General features: G+C 67.9%; 14 protein-coding genes. 9 read left to right on the top strand and 5 right to left on the bottom strand.

Annotated elements, in window-relative coordinates; genetic code table 11:
* Nucleotides 1-73: 73 nt before the first annotated feature.
* The 3 genes from IAE24_RS00700 to IAE24_RS00690 form a co-directional block, all read right to left on the bottom strand.
* Nucleotides 74-643, bottom strand: a complete 570-nt coding sequence (locus IAE24_RS00700; RefSeq protein WP_034396418.1) for a class I SAM-dependent methyltransferase — start codon at nt 641-643, stop codon at nt 74-76.
* A 71-nt stretch (nt 644-714) separates the two neighbouring features.
* Nucleotides 715-864 carry a hypothetical protein gene (locus tag IAE24_RS00695; RefSeq protein ID WP_180319011.1) on the bottom strand — a complete coding sequence of 50 codons (150 nt, stop codon included), beginning with the start codon at nt 862-864 and terminating at the stop codon, nt 715-717.
* Between the two features lie 13 nt (nt 865-877).
* Entirely contained in the window at nt 878-2104 is a 1227-nt protein-coding gene (locus IAE24_RS00690) for an MFS transporter (RefSeq protein WP_012206885.1), read from the bottom strand.
* 160 nt (nt 2105-2264) lie between these two features.
* Between IAE24_RS00690 and IAE24_RS00685 the strand changes: the two genes are divergently transcribed.
* The 4 genes from IAE24_RS00685 to IAE24_RS00670 all read left to right on the top strand — a co-directional run bounded on the left by IAE24_RS00685 (nt 2265) and on the right by IAE24_RS00670 (nt 9447).
* Complete coding sequence (locus IAE24_RS00685) at nt 2265-4247, top strand: DNA topoisomerase IV subunit B (protein WP_012206884.1); 1983 nt, start codon at nt 2265-2267, stop codon at nt 4245-4247.
* 3 nt (nt 4248-4250) lie between these two features.
* Nucleotides 4251-5123, top strand: coding sequence for a lytic transglycosylase domain-containing protein (locus IAE24_RS00680; protein ID WP_199960097.1), 873 nt, complete (start codon nt 4251-4253; stop codon nt 5121-5123).
* 39 nt (nt 5124-5162) lie between these two features.
* Nucleotides 5163-7550, top strand: coding sequence for a DNA topoisomerase IV subunit A (gene parC, locus IAE24_RS00675; protein WP_034396406.1), 2388 nt, complete (start codon nt 5163-5165; stop codon nt 7548-7550).
* Between the two features lie 127 nt (nt 7551-7677).
* Nucleotides 7678-9447 (top strand): methyl-accepting chemotaxis protein, encoded by a 1770-nt coding sequence (locus tag IAE24_RS00670; RefSeq protein WP_199960096.1) that lies wholly within the window; start codon nt 7678-7680, stop codon nt 9445-9447.
* 40 nt (nt 9448-9487) lie between these two features.
* Here IAE24_RS00670 and IAE24_RS00665 read toward each other — a convergent pair whose 3' ends face one another.
* The gene (locus IAE24_RS00665) at nt 9488-9946 is read right to left on the bottom strand and encodes a RidA family protein (RefSeq protein ID WP_012206880.1); all 459 of its coding nucleotides are present in this window, start codon (nt 9944-9946) and stop codon (nt 9488-9490) included.
* A gap of 173 nt (nt 9947-10119) precedes the next feature.
* Between IAE24_RS00665 and IAE24_RS00660 the strand changes: the two genes are divergently transcribed.
* The 3 genes from IAE24_RS00660 (at nt 10120) to IAE24_RS00650 (ending at nt 15200) form a co-directional block, all read left to right on the top strand.
* A complete protein-coding gene (locus IAE24_RS00660) occupies nt 10120-12618 on the top strand; it encodes a DNA internalization-related competence protein ComEC/Rec2 (protein ID WP_199960095.1) in 2499 nt (832 codons plus the stop codon).
* Nucleotides 12619-12761: 143 nt separating this feature from the next.
* Nucleotides 12762-14231, top strand: a complete 1470-nt coding sequence (locus IAE24_RS00655) for a circularly permuted type 2 ATP-grasp protein (RefSeq protein WP_012206878.1) — start codon at nt 12762-12764, stop codon at nt 14229-14231.
* Nucleotides 14232-15200, top strand: coding sequence for an alpha-E domain-containing protein (locus IAE24_RS00650; RefSeq protein WP_012206877.1), 969 nt, complete (start codon nt 14232-14234; stop codon nt 15198-15200).
* Between the two features lie 73 nt (nt 15201-15273).
* Here the strand turns inward: IAE24_RS00650 and IAE24_RS00645 are convergent, their stop codons facing one another.
* Nucleotides 15274-15816: an ureidoglycolate lyase gene (locus IAE24_RS00645; protein ID WP_034396397.1), complete on the bottom strand. Its 543-nt coding sequence runs from the start codon at nt 15814-15816 to the stop codon at nt 15274-15276.
* A 203-nt stretch (nt 15817-16019) separates the two neighbouring features.
* Here IAE24_RS00645 and IAE24_RS00640 point away from each other — a divergent pair, with 203 nt between their 5' ends.
* Together IAE24_RS00640 and IAE24_RS00635 are read left to right on the top strand one after the other, a co-directional pair.
* Nucleotides 16020-17354, top strand: coding sequence for an MFS transporter (locus IAE24_RS00640; RefSeq protein ID WP_013801125.1), 1335 nt, complete (start codon nt 16020-16022; stop codon nt 17352-17354).
* 138 nt (nt 17355-17492) lie between these two features.
* Nucleotides 17493-18212, top strand: a complete 720-nt coding sequence (locus IAE24_RS00635) for a FadR/GntR family transcriptional regulator (RefSeq protein WP_043795813.1) — start codon at nt 17493-17495, stop codon at nt 18210-18212.
* Nucleotide 18213: the final 1 nt, after the last annotated feature.

The following is an 18213-nucleotide window of genomic DNA, read 5'->3' as shown; positions in this document are numbered from 1 at the left end:
CCGCAAGAAAAAACGGGAAAGGATCATTCTAACGAGTGTCGGAGGCAGGCCCAAGGCGGGCGCCTGTAGGGATTCAGGCGATTGCAGAGCCTGACGCCTTCTGATGCGCCAGCATGGCCACGGGTTCCCGGCCTGTTGCATCGGGGCGCAGTGCCGCAATGCGCTGGACCATGCGATCGGGCTCGCCCAGCTGGCCGTGCTCGTAGGCCACGATGTGCCAGCCCGCGCAGGCCTGCAGCAGCTCGCCGGGCGCCAGCAGGAAATCGGGGCGGGAAGGCTTGCCGAAAGCCTCATTGCCCTGGGCAAAGGTTTCGTACAGCAGCACGCCGCCGGGGGCCACGCTGTCCAGCAGCGCCGGCCACAGCGGGCGCCACAGATAGTGGGTCACGACCACGGCGCCGAACTGCCGGCCGGGCAGGGGCCAGGGGCCGTTTTCGATGTCGGCGCACAGCAGCTCGCCCACGCCCTGCAGGCCGGCCAGGGCCTGGGCGTCGCGGTCCACGCCGGTGACGGCGTGGCCACGCGCATGGAACCAGCGCATGTGCCGGCCGGGGCCGCAGGCCACGTCAAGCACCGAGGCCTGGGGCGCCAGAAGGTGCGACCAGCGTTGGATCCAGGGCGAGGGCGGCGTGGCTGCGTGCATGTGCAATTTTGGAAATAAAGTGAAAGCGGCCGACATTGTGCCGCCAGGCCTTCGCCGCTCCCGCTTCCATTTCAGAAGCAGGCCCAGATCTGGTCTGCCATGCCCAGCATGAACTGCGGCTGCAGATAGAGCATGAAGACCAGGCCCAGCACCATAAGCACGGCGGCCCACAGCGCCAGCCTGCGCAGGATGCGTGGGCGGGGCCTGGTGGATGTCGTCATGGATGTCGTCATGTCAGGCAGCGGCCTGGGCTGCGCGCAACCGTGCCACGGGGGCTTCGCGTATGGGCAGGTTCAGCAGGCCGGCGGCCACGCCCAGGCCGATGGCCAGGTACCAGACCACCTGGTAGCTGCCTGTGTGGTCATAGAGATAGCCGCCCAGCCAGACGCCCAGGAAGCTGCCCACCTGGTGGCTGAAGAACACCATGCCGCTCAACATGGACAGATGCTGCACGCCGAAGATCTGGGCCACGGTGGCATTGGTCAGCGGCACGGTGGACAGCCACAGCAGGCCCATGGCGGCAGAGAAGATGTAGACCGACCAGGGCGTCAGCGGCGCCAGCAGGAAGAGCACGATCACCACCGAGCGCGTGAAGTAGATGGTGGACAGCAGGTAGCGCTTGGGCAGGCGCTGGCCCAGGTTGCCGGCCACGTAGGTGCCAACGATGTTGAACAGCCCCACCAGCGCCAGCGAGATGCTGGCCACCTGCGGTGCCAGGCCGTAGTCCTTGAGGTAGCTGGGCATGTGCACGCCGATGAACATCACCTGGAAGCCGCAGACGAAGTAGCCGGCCGTCAGCAGCACGAAGCTGGGTGTGCGCAGGGCCTCGGCGACGGCCTGGCCCGCGCTCTGGTCGCGCACGGGACGGGCGTTGCCGGGCTGGAAGCCCGGCTCGCGCAGGCCGAAGGCCAGCGGAATGATCATCAGCGCGCACAGCGACAGCAGCAGCAGGGCGTTGGACCAGCCGAAGTTCGAGATCAGGCTGCCTTCCACGGGCACCATGAAGAACTGGCCGAAGGAGCCCGCCGCCGCCGTCACGCCCATGGCCCAGCTGCGCCGCGCCACGGGAATCTGGCGGCCCAGCACACCGTAGATCACGGCATAGGTGGTGCCTGCCTGGGCTGCGCCGATCACCACGCCAGCCGTCAGGGCGAACCAGGTTGTCGTGGGTGCCATGGCCATGCCGGCCAGGCCCAGCGCATACAGCAGCGCGCCCACCAAGAGCACGCGGAAGGCGCCGAAGCGGTCGGCCAGCATGCCGCCGAAGATGCCGAGCACGCCCCAGGACAGGTTCTGGATGGCGATGGCCAGCGCGAAGGACTCGCGCGTCCAGCCCATCTCCTGGGTGATGGGCTGCAGCCACAGGCCGAAGCCGTGGCGGATTCCCATGGACAGCGTCACGACTGCGCCCCCGCACAGCAGTATCTGCACCATGGACATGGGTTGGTTGTTTTTGTGCATGCGGCAAACTTTAGCGAAACTCCGGGTTTTGCGCTGTGCCGCTTGGGTCGCCCATGCGCCAGCGCGGCCCTTGATGGCAGCGGCTTTTTCGGGATAGTCACTGTCAATGACTGTGAATGCATCCAGCACTGAGCCGGGCCGCGCACTACAATCCGCCCCCATGGCAGTCAAACCATCTCCCACTTCCGCCAGCGAATACTCCGAAGGCTCGATACGCGTGCTCAAGGGCCTTGAGCCCGTCAAGCAGCGTCCCGGCATGTACACGCGCACCGACAACCCCCTGCACGTGCTGCAGGAGGTGATCGACAACGCGGCCGACGAGGCACTGGCCGGCTTCGGCAAGAAAATCCGCTTCACCCTGCATTCCGACGGCTCCTACAGCGTCGAAGACGACGGCCGGGGCATCCCCTTCGGCATGCATCCCGAGGAAAAGGCGCCCGTGGTGGAGCTGGTCTTCACGCGGCTGCATGCGGGCGGCAAGTTCGACAAGGGCAAGGGCGGCGCCTACAGCTTCTCGGGCGGCCTGCACGGCGTGGGCGTCTCGGTCACGAATGCGCTGGCCACGCGCCTTGAGGCCTGCATCCACCGCGAGGGCAAGGTGGCCACCATCGCCTTCTCGGGCGGCGACGTGGTCGAGCCCCTGCAGTCGCGGCCGCTGGCCGCGGGCGAACGCAAGCAGGGCACGACCGTGCGCGTGTGGCCCGATGCCCGCTATTTCGAATCGCCCCAGCTGCCCATGGGTGAGCTGATGCATCTGCTGCGCAGCAAGGCCGTGCTCATGCCCGGCGTGTCGGTGACCCTGGTCAACGAGAAGACGCGCGACACCCAGACCTGGCAGTTCAAGGGCGGCCTGCGCGACTACCTGCAGCAAAGCCTGCATGGCGAGGCGGTCATCCCCCTGTTCGAGGGCGAGGGCTTTGCCGACCGCCACCACGACAGCTTTGCCGAAGGCGAGGGCGCCGCCTGGTGCGTGGCCTTCACCGAGGACGGCGCACCGCTGCGCGAAAGCTATGTCAACCTGATCCCGACCACCGCTGGCGGCACGCATGACAGCGGCCTGCGCGACGGCCTGTTCCAGGCGGTCAAGGCCTTCATCGAGATGCACTCGCTGCTGCCCAAGGGCGTCAAGCTCATGCCGGATGACGTCTTTGCGCGCGCCAGCTATGTGCTCAACGCCAAGGTGCTGGACCCGCAGTTCCAGGGCCAGATCAAGGAGCGCCTGAACTCGCGCGATGCCGTGCGCCTGGTCAGCGGCTATGTGCGCCCCGCGCTGGAGCTGTGGCTCAACGAGCACGTGGAATGGGGCCGCAAGCTGGCCGAGATCGCCATCAAGGCCGCGCAGACCCGCCAGAAGGCGGGCCAGAAGGTCGAAAAGCGCAAGGGCTCGGGCGTGGCCGTGCTGCCGGGCAAGCTCACCGATTGCGAAAGCCGCGACCTGAGCCTGAACGAGGTCTTCCTGGTCGAGGGCGACTCGGCCGGCGGCAGCGCCAAGATGGGCCGCAACAAGGAAACCCAGGCCGTGCTGCCCCTGCGCGGCAAGGTGCTCAACACCTGGGAAGTGGACCGCGACCGGCTGTTCGCCAACAACGAAATCCATGACATCTCGGTGGCCATCGGCGTGGACCCGCATGGCCCCAACGACACGCCCGACCTGTCGGGCCTGCGCTACGGCAAGGTCTGCATTCTTTCGGATGCCGACGTGGACGGCTCGCACATCCAGGTGCTGCTGCTGACGCTGTTCTTCCGCCATTTCCCCAAGCTCATCGAGGCCGGCCACATCCATGTGGCGCTGCCGCCGCTGTTCCGTGTGGACGTGCCTGCGCGCGGCAAGAAGCCTGCGGCCAAGATGTACGCGCTGGACGAGGGCGAGCTGACCGCCATCCTGGACAAATCGGCCAAGGATGGCGTGCCGCGCGAGAAATGCCAGATCAGCCGCTTCAAGGGCCTGGGCGAGATGAATGCGGAGCAGCTGTGGGAGACCACGCTCAACCCCGACACGCGCCGCCTGCTGCCCGTGCAGTTCATGAACCTGGACTTCGCGGCGGCCGAGCAGGTCGTCACCAAGCTCATGGGCAAGGGCGAGGCCGCAGCGCGCCGCGAGCTCATGGAGCTCCATGGCGACGCCATTGAAGTCGACATCTGACCCATGACTGTGCTCCGCGCCGCCCCGAAGCACCGCCCGCACCTGGCGCGCGGCGCCGGGGTGCGCGCGCTGGCGGCGCTGGGCCTGGCCCTGGCGCTGTGGGGGCTGGCGCGGCCGGCGCATGCCGATCTCTGGGCCTTCGTGGACGAGCGCGGCATCACGCACTTCGCTGCCGAGGCGCTGGACGAGCGCTACAGGCTGTACTTTCGCGGCTCGGTCTATGACAGCGCCGAGCAGGGGCTCAAGCCCCCGATGGTGCAGGCCGAGGCCGCTGCCGACGCTGACGGCAGCGGCGATGCCGGCCGCAGGCTGCAGGCGCATACGCGGCTGCAAAGCTTCTTCGACATCTCGCCGCGCTACAAGAGCGTGCGCGGCCATCTGCGCAAGGCGGCGGACCACACGGGCGTGGACTACGACCTGCTCAAGGCCGTGATCGCCGTCGAGTCGGGCTTTGACGCGCAGGCCATCTCGCCCAAGGGGGCGGTCGGCCTGATGCAGCTGATGCCGGCCACGGCCCAGCGCTTCGGCGTGGAGGCCAGCCGCCAGTGCAGCGTGCAGCAGCAACTGGCCGATCCGGCCGTCAACGTGCCGGCCGGCGCGCGCTACCTCAACCATCTGATGGGGCTGTTCCCCGGCCGGCTGGACCTGGTGCTGGCCGCCTACAACGCAGGCGAGGGCGCCGTGCGGCGCGCGGGCCAGGCCATCCCTCCCTTCCAGGAAACCCGCAATTACGTGAAGGCCGTGCTCGGCATCTACGAGCAGCTGCAGGGCGGGCGCGAGCGCGCGGGCCCTGCAGCGCCTGCAGCAGCGGCGTTGCCGGGCACCACGCCCCGGGTGCGCATGACGCTGCCCACAGGACTGCCCACGCCGCAATGAGCGGTATTCATTGCATTTTTTGAGATCACGAATTTCTTCATGAGCGACCAAACCTCTCTGGATCTGGCACAACAGGCGGCCGGCGATGCACTGGACCTGGGCCAGTACGCGCAACGGGCCTATCTCGAATACGCACTGTCCGTGGTCAAGGGCCGGGCACTGCCCGATGTGACCGACGGCCTCAAGCCCGTGCAGCGGCGCATTCTGTACGCCATGGACCGCATGGGCCTGAGCTACAGCGGTCCCAACCACAACACGGCAGCCAAGCCCGTCAAGAGCGCACGCGTGGTCGGCGATGTGCTGGGCCGCTTTCACCCGCACGGCGACCAGTCGGCCTACGACGCGCTGGTGCGCATGGCGCAGGACTTCAACCAGCGCTATCCGCTGGTCGATGGCCAGGGCAACTTCGGCAGCCGCGACGGCGACGGCGCAGCCGCCATGCGCTACACCGAGGCGCGCCTGTCCAAGATCACGGGCCTGCTGCTCGACGAGATCGACATGGGCACGGTGGACTTCGTGCCCAACTACGACGGCAGCACGCAGGAGCCGCAGCAACTGCCCGCGCGCCTGCCGTTCGCCCTGCTCAATGGCGCCAGCGGCATTGCCGTGGGCCTGGCCACGGAAATCCCCAGCCACAACCTGCGCGAGGTGGCCGATGCCTGCGTGGCCCTGATCAAGCGGCCCCAGCTCAGCGACGAGGAACTGTTCCAGATCATCCCCGGCCCCGACTATCCGGGTGGCGGGCAGATCATCAGTAGCGCCTCCGACATCCAGGACGCCTATCGCACGGGCCGTGGCAGCCTCAAGCTGCGCGCGCGCTGGAAGATCGAGGAGCTGGCGCGCGGCCAGTGGCAGATCGTGGTGACCGAGCTGCCGCCCGGCGTCTCGGCGCAGAAGGTGCTCGAAGAGATCGAGGACATCACCAATCCCAAGGTCAAGACCGGCAAGAAGGCCTTGAGCCAAGAACAGACCCAGCTCAAGGCCAGCATGCTGGCCGTGCTCGACGGCGTGCGCGACGAGTCCAGCAAGGATGCGCCCGTGCGCCTGGTCTTCGAGCCCAAGACCGGCAAGGTGCCGCAGCAGGAGCTGATCACGGCGCTGCTGGCGCATACCAGCCTGGAGTCGTCCAGTTCCATCAACCTGACCATGATCGGCCTCGATGGCCGCCCGGTGCAGAAAAGCCTGCGCCTGATGCTCGAGGAATGGATCGCCTTCCGCCAGACCACGGTCACGCGGCGCAGCCAGCACCGGCTGGCCAAGGTGCTGGACCGCATCCACATCCTCGAAGGCCGCCAGGCCGTGCTGCTGAACATCGACAAGGTCATCGCCATCATCCGGGCCAGCGACGAGCCCCGGCAGGCGCTGATCGATGCCTTTGCGCTGTCCGAGCGCCAGGCCGACGACATTCTTGAAATCCGCCTGCGCCAGCTGGCGCGGCTGGAGGCCATCAAGATCGAGCAGGAACTCAAGGAACTGCGCACGGAGCAAGGCAAGCTCGAAGACATCCTGGGCAGCGAAAGCACCATGCGCCGCCTGATCTGCAAGGAGATCGAGGCCGATGCCAAGCAGTTCGCCGATGCGCGCCGCACGCTGATCCAGGAGGAAAAGAAGGTCGTCGCCGAAGTCAAGGTGGTCGATGAACCCACCACGGTCATCATCTCGGACAAGGGCTGGGTGCGCACGCGCCAGGGCCATGGCGTCGATGCGGGCACGCTGAGCTTCAAGGCCGGCGACAGCCTGCACGGCACCTTCGAATGCCGCACCGTGGACCAGTTGCTGGCCTTTGGCAGCAATGGCCGCATCTATTCGGTGCCGGTGGCCCAACTGCCCGGCGGGCGCGGCGATGGCCAGCCCGTGACCACGCTCATCGAGCTGGAGGCCGGCACCCAGATCCTGTACTACTTCGCCGGTGCCGAGGGCACGGCGCTGCTGCTGTCGGGATCGGGTGGCTACGGCTTCGTGGCCATGGTGAGCGACATGGTCTCGCGCCAGAAGGCGGGCAAGGCCTTCGTCACGCTGGCCGACGGCGAGACGCTGTGCGCCCCGTCCACGGCCTACGGCGTGCCCATGGGCGCACGTGCGGAGCCGCAGGAAGGCGAGCAGGGCGCGGGCCTGCTGCTGCCGGCCACGCATGTGATCTGCGCTTCCACGGGTGGCCGCATCCTCACCTTCGAGATCGCCAGCCTCAAGCACATGGCCAAGGGCGGTCGCGGGCTGATGCTGCTCGATCTGGAGGACAAGGACACGCTGGCGGGCGCTGCCGCCTACACGCGCAGCATCCGCATCGATGGCCTGGGCCGCGGCGGCAAGGAGCGCAGCGAGACGCTGGAGATCCGCAGTCTCAACAATGCCCGTGGCACGCGCGGCCGCAAGGGCAAGTCGGCCGACCTGGGCTTCAAGCCGCAGAGCGTGACGCGCGTGGAGTAAGAGCGCGGCCGCCCCTGCAATGCCCTCCGCGAAAGGGGCGGATCAGGGGTTTCCTCTGGGTTTTTCCGCCCACCAGGCCTTCTTCCAGGCCTCAACATGGAGTCTTCCAAAATGAGGGAGACTGGATATGCTGCGACTTCGCATGGCACACAAGCTGTGGCTTGCAGTGGCCGCCATCGTGGTGGCGCTGGTGGGCGTGGTCGGCTTGTCGGGCTATCGCTCGGCCCAGGTCCAGGCCCGGTCCGAGGCGGTGACCCAGGAGATGCAGGCGCGGGTCCAGGCCGCCGTGCGCTGGATGGGGCTGACCGAAACCAACGCGGCCCGCACCCAGGCCGTGGTGGTCAGCAGTGATGCCGCCGTCGAGGCCGAGTTCAAGGACGTGATCAGCGCCACCTCGGCGCGGATCACCGAGGTGCAGAAATCACTGGAAGCCATGCCCCTGTCCGACGCAGACAAGGCGCAGATGGCCAGGATCGCGGCAGCCCGCAAGACCATGATCGAACTGCGTGCCCAGGCGCGCCAGCTCAAGGCCGATGGCCGGCAGGAGCAGGCGTTGGTCCTGGTCAAGCAGTCCTACAACCCTGCCGTGGATGCCTACCTGCAGTCGCTGCGCGACTTCGTGCAGATGCAGGAGCAGGTGGCGCGTACCAGCCAGCAAGAGATGGCTGCCTCGCGCAGGCTCACTGTGGGCTTTGCCGCTGCGGCCGTGGGCCTGCTGCTGCTGTGCATCGTCATCGGCGCCCATTTCCTGATTGCCAGCATCCGCCGGCCCCTGGCCGAGGCCAGCGAACTGGCCGAACGCATTGCCGCAGGCGACCTGAGCGCAGGCGTGCAGGGACAGGCACAGCGTGCTGATGAATTCGGCGACCTGCTGCGCTCGTTGCAGGCCATGAGCGAATCGCTGTCGGGCATGGTGCAGCAGGTGCGCCAGAGCACGGACAGCATCGCCATCGCCAGCGCCGAGATCGCCACCGGCAACCAGGACCTGTCCGTGCGCACCGAGCAGACCTCCAGCAACCTGCAGGAGACGGCTGCCGCCATGGAACAGTTCACCAGCACGCTGCAGCAAAGCGCCAGCAGTGCCCAGCAGGCCAGCAGCCTGGCGGCGGGTGCGTCACAGGTGGCGCAGCGCGGCGGCGAGGTCGTGGCCCGGGTGGTCGAGACCATGAAGGGCATCAACGACAGCAGCCGGCAGATTGCCGACATCGTCGGCGTCATCGACTCCATTGCCTTCCAGACCAACATCCTGGCGCTGAACGCCGCCGTGGAGGCGGCCCGTGCCGGAGAGCAGGGCCGGGGCTTTGCCGTGGTGGCCAGCGAGGTGCGCACGCTGGCACAGCGCAGCGCGGCGGCTGCCAAGGAAATCCGCCAGCTCATCGGCGCTTCGGTGGAACGGGTGGAGGACGGCGCCCGCCTGGTGGGCGATGCCGGCACCACCATGGAGGGCATCGTGCAGTCCGTGCAGCGTGTGGCCGACACCATCGGCGAGATCACGGCGGCCTCTTCGGAGCAAAGCGCGGGCGTGGCCCAGGTCAACCAGGCCGTGGGACAGCTGGACCAGATGACGCAGCAGAACGCGGCCCTGGTCGAGCAAAGCGCAGCCGCGGCGCAAAGCCTGCGGGAGCAGGCCGAGCAGCTGTCGCGCACGGTGGCGGTGTTCAAGGTGGCGCACCTGGCGCCTTCGCCGACGACGCTCGCAAGGCAGGCTGCGTCGGCGGCGCGCACTGCGCACAGCGCGGCCGCAGTGCCAAGGCGGCCGGCAGCAGCCGTGGCGCCTGCGGCTGTCGGGCCGGTTGCCGCGCGGCCTGCCGCAGCAAGGGCGGCGGCGCCCAAGCTGGCCTCGGCGCCCCGGCCTGCCGCACCGGCAGCCGAGGATGGCCAATGGGAGAGTTTCTAGCCGCCTGCGAGCACGGCGGTGCCGTGCGGCGGCATGCCGATCAGGCCAGTTCGGCGATCAGCTCGATTTCCACGCAGGAGCCCAGCGGGATCTGGGCCACGCCGAAGGCGCTGCGCGCATGCGTGCCGGCATCGCCGAAGACCTGGCCCAGCAGCTCGCTGCAGCCGTTGGCCACCAGGTGCTGCTCGGTGTAGTCGCCCGTGGAGTTGACCAGGCACATCAGCTTGACGATGCGGCGCACGCGGCCCAGGTCGCCGCCGGCGGCATGCTGCAGCGTGCCCATCAGGTCGATGGCGATGGCGCGCGCGGCCTGCTGGCCGTCGGCAGTCTGCAGATCACGGCCCAGCTGGCCGGCCCAGACCTTGCCGTCCTTGCGCGCGATATGGCCGCTCAGGAACACCAGATTGCCCGTCTGCACATAGGGCACGTAGGCCGCCGCCGGGATGGCAGGCGACGGCAGTTCGATGTTCAGGGCCTTCAGTTGTTCGTAAACGCTCATCGTTGATTCCTTCGAGACAAGAAAAATCCGGCACCAGTGCCGGGGTGGCGGACAGTGTGACACAGCCCCTTGCACCCTGGCATGTCAGGGCCTGGGCTTCCGTCAGTCTGATTGTTGTCTGATTCCGAGGCGGTGCAGGGTGGCTGCGCGGCATCCGCTCCTAGCATGTGTGGATGCACCCTGCGGCACCTGCCCAAACCCTCTCGCCGTCTTCCTGGACGCCCCTGCTGCTCGGCTGCGTGGCCGGTGCGGCCTGGCAGGTCACGCAGTCGCGCCTGTGGCCGCTGTGGATGTATCTGCTCTTGGCGGGCTTGGGGCTGGCAGGCATGGCATGGAGGGCGTGGCGGGCATGGGCGGGCCGGCGCGGCCGTGGTGTGCACCGCCTGTGGGCCGCTGTCTGCGCCGCCTTGCTGGTGGGCGGGTTGACCGGCTGGCGGGCCCAGGACTTTGCGGGCCAGGCGCTGTCTGCGCCGTTGGAGGGGCGTGACCTGCGCATCGTCGGCGTCGTGGCATCGCTTCCCCAGAACATGGTCCAGGGCATGCGCTGGCGCATGGAGGTGGAGCAGGCTCGGATCGCCGGCAGCGAAGAGGTCTTGGCGCCGTTTCCTGCACTGATCGAACTGTCCTGGTACACCCCCCGGGGCCGGCAGTCCAGGGGTGTTGCCATGCTGCCCGATCTGCGACCGGGCCAGCGCTGGGCGCTGACCGTGCGGCTCAAGCGCCCGCATGGCGCGCGCAACCCCCATGGTTTCGACTATGAGCTGTGGCAGTGGGAGCAGGGCGTGCAGGCCACGGGCCATGTGCGCGAACAGCCCGCTGCACGCCAACTGGCCGACACCGGCAGCCATGCCCTGCAGCGCTGGCGCCAGCAGATGCGCGACGCCATCCTGGGCCGCACATCCGCGCTTGCGGCATCCCTGCAGCGCATCGGCCTGGACCCTGCCCATGCGCCGCGCATGCTGGGTGTGGTGGCCGCCCTGGCCATGGGCGATCAGCAGGCCATTGCGCGGGATGACTGGGCGCTGTTTAGGCATACCGGCGTGGCCCATCTGATGAGCATTTCTGGCCTGCACATCACCTTGTTCGCCTGGCTGGCAGCACTGGTGGTTGGGCGGCTGTGGCGCTGCAGCGCACGGGCCTGCCTGTGGTGCCCGGCGCCGCAGGCGGCCCTGCTGGCCGGCGTGCTGCTGGCGGGCGGCTATGCGCTGTTCAGCGGCTGGGGCCTGCCGGCACAGCGCACCGTCTGCATGCTGGCCAGCGTGGCTGCGTTGCGCGGCGCCGGACTGCGCTGGCCCTGGCCCGCCGTGTGGTGCCTAGCGCTGGCCGTGGTCGTGGTGCTGGACCCCTGGGCCCTGTGGCAGGCCGGCTTCTGGCTGAGCTTTGTGGCCGTGGGCGTGCTGCTGGCCACCGATGCGCGCATGCAGGGCGCGCAGCGGCCTTCGCTGCCTGCCCGTGCGCTGGCCTTGTGGGGCGAGCAATGGCGCATCTCGCTGGCGCTGGCGCCGCTGGGCCTGATGCTGTTCGGCCAGCTGTCGCTGTCGGGGCTGCTGGCCAATCTGGCGGCCATTCCCTGGGTGACCTTCGTGGTCACGCCGCTGGCCCTGCTGGGTGCCTTGTGGCCGCCCTTGTGGACAGGCGCGGCGCTGGCGCTGGCCCCGCTGCTGGAGCTGCTGCAATGGCTGGACCAGTGGGCATGGGCCGTGGTGCAACTGCCGCAGCCGCCGCTGTGGGCAGGGCTGGCTGCGCTGTGCGGTGGCCTGGCGCTGGTGGCTCCGCTGCCTGCCGGATGGCGCTGCTGGGGCCTGGCCATGTGCCTGCCGGCCCTGTGGTGGCCCTCGCCATCACCGGCGCATGGCGAGTTCGATCTGATGGCCGTGGACATAGGCCAGGGCAATGCCGTGCTGGTGCGCACGGCGCGGCACAGCCTGCTGTATGACGCGGGGCCGCAGTACGGCCTGGACAGCAATGCAGGCGACCGGGTGCTGGTGCCGCTGCTGCAGGCTCTGGGTCTGAGGCTGGATGCCCTGTGGCTCAGCCACCGCGACAATGACCACACGGGCGGTGCATTAGCCGTGCATGCCGCGCAGCCGCAAGCGGAGGTCTGGGGATCGGATTCCGTGATCCTTGACCCTGCGCTGGCCGGCCTGGGCGCTGTGCGCCGCTGCCAGGCGGGCCAGCACTGGGAATGGGATGGCGTGCGGCTGGAGGTGCTGCATCCGTCTGCCAGCGAACGGTTGCCCTCCGCACTGGCGCTGGCCCATGCCAATGCGGGCAGCTGCGTGCTGTTGCTGCGCTCGGCATCTGGCGTGCAGGCCTTGCTGGCCGGTGACATCGAGGCTGCGCAGGAGCGGTCCCTGGCAAGGGCCGGCGCCCTCACGCCCGTGCAGTGGCTGCTGGTGCCCCACCACGGCAGCCGCACTTCATCGAGCACCGCCCTGGTGCAGGCCCTGGCACCGCGCTGGGCCATGGTGCAGGCGGGATATCGCAGCCGTTATGGCCATCCTGTCCCCGAGGTGGTGCGCCGCTATGAGGCCCATGGCGCCGGCGTGGTGCAGTCGGCCCGCTGCGGTGCGGCGCACTGGCGCTCTTCGGACCCCGTGCACCTGGTCTGCGAGCGGGAAAGGGCACGCCGCTATTGGGATGTGCACGTCACGCAGGGGCAGGGCGGATAGGGCGTGCGCCGATGGCGAAGCAGGATGCATATGCTGGATACCGCTTGTCCGGATTGAGGTTACCTATCGCTACACTGGTGCGATACGAGGGCTGGCCCGTAGCTTGCTAGACCCCGTACACATGCAGCGACAGGAGGTGACGAATGCATCCATTTGACGAGATGTACACGATGACGCCGTTCGACGGCAGCGATGTGCGCCTGCACTACAAGGACTACGCGCAATGGCTTGCGCGCCAGTCCGAACAGACGCTGCGAGCGCGCAGCGCCGAGGCCGAGATCATCTTCCGGCGCGTCGGCATCACGTTCGCCGTCTACGGCGACAAGGACGAAAGCGGCGCCGGCAACGAGCGCCTCATCCCCTTCGACCTGATACCGCGCGTCATTCCCGCACATGAGTGGTCGCGAATGCAGGCGGGCCTGGTGCAGCGCGTGACGGCGCTCAACCGCTTCCTGCACGATGTCTATCACGACCAGGAGATCCTGCGCGCGGGCCTGGTGCCGCGCGAACTGGTGCTGAACAACAGCCAGTACCGGCCCGAGATGCGGGGCCTGGCGGTGCAGGGCGGCATCTACGCCCACATTGCCGGCATCGACATCGTGCGCGCCGCCAATGCCCAGGGCGAGGGCGTGTACTACGTGCTGGAGGACAACCTGCGCGTGCCCTCAGGCGTGTCGTACATGCTGGAGAACCGGCGCATGATGATGCGGCTGTTCCCCGACCTGTTCTCGCGCCATCCCGTGGAGCCCGTGGCCCACTATCCCGACATGCTGCTGGAGACCCTGCGCGCTAGCGCGCCGGCCGGCACGCCCGAGCCCACGGTGGTGGTGCTGACGCCCGGCATGCACAACAGCGCCTACTTCGAGCATGCCTTCCTGGCCCAGCAAATGGGCGTGGAGCTGGTCGAGGGCCAGGACCTGGTGGTGGACAAGGACGTTGTCTACATGCGCACCACGCGCGGCCCGCAGCGCGTGGACGTGATCTACCGGCGCGTGGACGATGATTTTCTCGACCCCGAAGTCTTTCGCCCCACCTCCACGCTGGGCTGCCCCGGCCTCATGCGCGCCTACCGTGCCGGCAACGTGAGCATCTGCAATGCCGCGGGCACGGGTGTGGCCGATGACAAATCGGTCTACCCCTATGTGCCGGAGATGATCCGCTTCTACCTGGGCGAGGAACCCATCCTGCAGAACGTGCCGACCTGGCTGTGCCGCAAGCCCGATGACCTGCGCTACGTGCTCGACCACCTGGACGAGCTGGTGGTCAAGGAAGTCCACGGCGCCGGTGGCTACGGGATGCTGATCGGGCCTGCCGCCTCGCGCGGCGAGATCGAGGATTTCCGCCGCGCGCTCATCGCCAATCCCGGCGGCTATATCGCGCAGCCCACGCTGGCGCTGTCCACCTGCCCCACCCTGGTGGAGCAGGGCATCGCACCAAGGCACATCGATCTGCGGCCCTTCGTGCTCAGCGGCAACCAGGTGCGCATGGTGGCCGGCGGCCTCACGCGCGTAGCGCTCAAGGAGGGCTCGCTGGTGGTCAATTCATCACAGGGCGGCGGCACCAAGGACACCTGGGTGCTCGGGGCCGGTGAGTCAAACGAGGGAGGACATTGAATGCTCAGCCGTACTGCCGATCATCTGTACTGGATGTCCCGCTACACGGAGCGTGCGGAGAACACCGCCCGCATGCTCAACGTCTCCTATGACACCTCCATGCTGCCCCAGGCGCCGCAGGTGGCGCGCAAGGCCTGGCAGGGCGTGCTGTCCATCAGCGAGCTGATCCCCTCCTACGCAGCCCGCCACGGCGAGGTGCAGCGCGAGGCCGTGCTGCACTTCATGGTGCGCGACGAGAGCAACTCCTCGTCCATCGCCTCCTGCCTGCGCGCTGCGCGGGAGAACGCGCGCGCCGTGCGCGGCGCCCTGACCACCGAGGCCTGGGAGACCCAGAACCAGACCTGGCTGGAGCTCAAGCGCCTGCTGGCCGAGGGCGACTGGGAGCGCGATCCGGGCCAGTTCTTCGAATGGGTCAAGCACCGCTCGCACCTGTCGCGCGGCGTGACGCTGGGCACCATGCTGCAGGACGAGGCCTTCCACTTCCTGCGCCTGGGCACCTTCATCGAGCGCGCCGACAACACGGCACGCCTGCTGGACGTGAAGTTCCACGCCATCGAGCGCGACTACCACGGCAGCGCACGCAATGGCGCATCGGGCAAGGCGGCCACGCCGTTCGACTTCTACCACTGGAGCGCGCTGCTGCGCAGCGTCTCGGCCTTCGAGGTCTACCGCAAGGTCTACCGCGACGTGATCACGCCCGAGCGCGTGGCCGAGTTGCTGATGCTGCGCAGCGACATGCCGCGCTCGCTGCTGGCCAGCATGCTGGAGGTGGTGGCCAACCTGGAAAGCGTGGCCAACGCCCAGTCGCGCGAGACCCAGCGCAAGGCAGGCCGCCTGCTGGCCGACCTGCGCTATGCGCGCATCGACGAAATCCTGGCCACGGGCCTGCACGCCTATCTCACGCAGTTCCTGGACCGCGTGCACGACCTGGGCCAGGGTATCAGCCGGGACTTTCTGGTGCCCGCCTGAGTCCGCCGGCCGCCATGCAGCACAAAGCCGCCCTCGGGCGGCTTTGTTCATTGGTTCATTGGGTGGGCCGAATTCAGGCCTGCGCGCTGTCCAGGTCCAGCACAACGCCCTCGGCGCCGCCGATGGGCAGCACGTCGCAGTTGTCGCCAGGGCCGCCACGGTCGATCACGATGAAGCGCGCCGGCGCATTCAACGCGATCAGCGAGTGGTGCCAGACGCCGCGCCGGTAGTTCACGCCCTGGCGTCCGTTGGTGATGAAGGCGCGCAGGTCGGCGGTTGCCACCTGTTCGCCCAGGGGGGCCACCACCACGATGAAGGGCTGTGCATCCAGCGGCATGAAGGCCTGGCTGCCCAGGGGGTGGCGCTCCATGCTGGTCAGCCGCAGGGGCAGCGCATAGGGCCGGGCATGGAACAGGTTGATCAGCCCATGGCCTTCGCTGCCGCCCGTGTCCACGCGGGCCAGGGCGTGGTAGCGCTCGGTCATGCCATCGTTGATGAGCAGCGGTGTGTGGCCTGTGCTGTCCAGGACCTCGCCAAACTCGGCAAAGGCCTCGGCGGTCAGCGGCTGGGCGCGCAGGCAAAGGCTGGCGGGGCGGGTCTCTGACAAGGTGTTCACGAAGTTTTGCCTCTTGTTTTCGTACTGGTAATACCAGTTTGCAGTTGGATCGGATTTTTGTCAAACCTCGGGGAATTAGTTTTGCTTGCGTTGAATTGGGGTAAATGCGAGTGCACATGGCAAAGCGCTGGGGGTACCGTTCGCTTCGTAATTTCATACCGGTAATACCAGTTGGTCGCAACTCCTAAACCAAGGACTCCCTGATGTCATCTCTTCCCGCATCTGCCGAGGTCGCCGGCGCGGCGCCGGCGCTGGCCAGCGAAACGCCGGCCGAGGCCGCCGTCTACCGCAAGGTGGCCTGGCGCCTGCTGCCCTTCATCATGGCCTGCTATGTGGCGGCCTACCTGGACCGGGTGAACGTGGGCTTCGCCAAGCTGCACATGCTGGCCGACCTGCAGTTCAGCGAGGCCATGTACGGCCTGGGTGCGGGGCTGTTCTTCATCGGCTACTTCTTCTTCGAGGTGCCCAGCAACATGCTGATGCACCGCATAGGCGCCAAGGCCACCATCTCGCGGATCATGATCATGTGGAGCCTGATCTCGGCGGCCATGATGTTCGTGAGCACGCCCACGCAGTTCTACGTGCTGCGCTTTCTGCTGGGCGCGGCCGAGGCGGGCTTCTACCCCGGCATGATCCTGTACATGACCTACTGGTTTCCGTCGTACCGGCGCGCCCGCATGGTGGCGCTGTTCATGTGCGCGATTCCGGTCTCGGGCATCCTGGGCGGCCCGCTGTCGGGCGGCATCATGGACCTGATGCAGGGCGTGGCGGGGCTGCGCGGCTGGCAATGGCTGTTCCTGCTCGAGGCCATTCCCTCGATGATCCTGGGCCTGGCCGTGCTCTGGTACCTGGACAACGGCATCCGCGCCGCACGCTGGTTGACCGAGGCGGAAAAGACCCTGCTGGAGCGCAACATCGCCCGCGAGAACGCCAGCAAGAGCGATAGCCATGTGACGCTGCGCGCGCTGTTCTCCGACCCGCGCATCATCAAGATGGCCCTGATCTGCTTTTGCACCGTCATGGGCCAGTACGGCCTCACGTTCTGGCTGCCCAGCCTGATCCGCCAGTCGGGCGTGGAAGGCGCCTTTCACATCGGCCTGCTGACGGCCGTGCCGTTCTCGGTGGCCGTGGTGTCCATGAACCTGGTCAGCCGCAGTTCGGACCGCATGCGCGAGCGCCGCTGGCACCTGATCGTGCCGTTCTGCGTGGGCGCAGCGGGCCTGATGCTGTCGGCCATCTTCAGCGGCAACGTCTATCTGTCGCTGGCCGCCCTGGCGCTGGCCGCGGGCGGCAGCCTGGCGACCTCTCCGCTGTTCTGGAGCCTGCCCACGGCCATCCTGTCCAGCGCGGGTGCGGCAGCCGGCATTGCGCTGATCAACTCCTTTGCCAACCTGGCGGGCTTCATCAGTCCCTACATGATCGGCCTCATCAAGGATGCGACACAGAGCACCAATGCCGCCATGTTCGTGCTGGCCGGCGTGCTGCTGTTCGGCGCCTTCCTGACCTATACGGTGCCGGCCAAGCTGGTCAACAAGTAGAGGCACCAACGCCGCACGACCACACGACCACACGACCACACGACCACACGACCACACGACCACACGACCGTGCGGCAGCGGTGCGCAGTCGCTAAGATCAGCGCACCTGCCGCCCCCGACCCTGAGACCTGCCAACGCATGGAACCCAGCACCGCTTCCAGTCCTTCCGCCAGCACCGCCGTTGCCGGCAATGCCGCCCGCGTGATCCGCGAGTGGATCGAGGGCGGCGTGTATCCGGTGGGCGCGCTGCTGCCGTCGCAGCGCGACCTGTCGGAGCAACTGGGCATCAGCCGGACCTCGCTGCGCGAGGCGCTGTCCACGCTGCAGGGGCTGGGCCTGGTCGTGGCGCGGCCCGGCAAGGGCATGTACGTGACCGAGGCCACCGACGCCCCGGCCTCTGCCGCAGAGGCCTGGCGCTTTGCCGACTCGCATGCGCTCACCGATGTCTATCAGCTGCGCTATGCGCTGGAGGGCTTTGTCGCCCGCCTGGCCGCCCTGGTGGTGCAGCCCGAAGACGTGGCGGCCCTGCAGGCCAACCTGCAGGCCATGCAGCAGAGCATCGAGCTGGCCGATTTCGTGCAGGCCACGCGCCTGGATTTCGAGTTTCACCTGCAGATCGCCACCATCTCGGGCAACCATGCGATTGCCGACGTGCTGCGCGGCAGCGGCGAGGTCATGCAGGAAAGCCAGCGCCTGCCGTATTACAAGCGCGGCGCGCGCCATGCGACCGCCGAGGAGCATGCCGCCATCATCGAGGCCCTGTCCCAGGGCCGGCCCGAGCTGGCGCAGCAGGCCATGGCCACGCACATCGTGCAGGCTGCCCAGCGCGCGGGCGTGCACTTTCCCACCGGCCTGTAGG

This window comes from Delftia sp. S65 (genome assembly GCF_016516495.1).
Taxonomy (GTDB): Bacteria; Pseudomonadota; Gammaproteobacteria; order Burkholderiales; family Burkholderiaceae_C; genus Comamonas; species Comamonas acidovorans.
The sequence above is the reverse complement of the archived record's forward strand: the minus strand, read 5'-3'. Positions and strand labels throughout refer to the sequence as shown.